This is a genomic window from Odoribacter sp. N15.MGS-14, from assembly GCF_000980245.1.
GTDB classification, from domain to species: domain Bacteria; phylum Bacteroidota; class Bacteroidia; order Bacteroidales; family Marinifilaceae; genus Odoribacter; species Odoribacter splanchnicus.
Genome location: NZ_LARE01000185.1, coordinates 1 through 654, shown reverse-complemented (window position 1 = coordinate 654; position 654 = coordinate 1). Strand labels below are relative to the sequence as shown.

At 47.2% G+C, this 654-nt stretch carries 1 rRNA gene; it reads left to right on the top strand.

Annotated features, from left to right (window positions below):
• Positions 1-412, top strand: a 23S ribosomal RNA gene (locus tag WS34_RS15000); the annotation flags it as partial.
• Positions 413-654 lie beyond the last annotated feature (242 nt).

Below are 654 nucleotides of genomic sequence, written 5' to 3'. Positions count from 1 at the left end.
GGTTTGGCACCTCGATGTCGGCTCATCGCATCCTGGGGCTGAAGTAGGTCCCAAGGGTTGGGCTGTTCGCCCATTAAAGCGGTACGCGAGCTGGGTTCAGAACGTCGTGAGACAGTTCGGTCCCTATCCGGCGTGGGCGTAGGATATTTGAGAGGAGCTGTCCTTAGTACGAGAGGACCGGGATGGACTGGCCGCTGGTGTATCTGTTGCATCGCCAGATGCATGGCAGGGTAGCCAAGCCGGGAAGGGATAAACGCTGAAGGCATCTAAGCGTGAAGCCCCCCTCAAGATAAGATATCCCATAACGTCAAGTTAGTAAGACCCCTTGAAGACGACGAGGTAGATAGGGCAGAGGTGGAAGTGTGGTAACACATGGAGCTGACTGTTACTAATAGGTCGAGGGCATAACCAAAGCAGTGATAGGTTTGGATGATGATGTTGGTTTTGACTGTATGTAGTTTTGAAGGTACATGGAATATAGACAGGAATGAGAAGCAGTGCGAAAGCGCTGTTTTTTTCTTGCAAAAAAATCAAGTTTCTTGACAAAGAAAAGATTTTGCTATATGTATATATCAGATGAGGATAGTGTGTCTCACGGCAAAAATGCTGGTGGCATTCTTGAAAAAAGTATATAGAAAAGATGGGACAATAAAT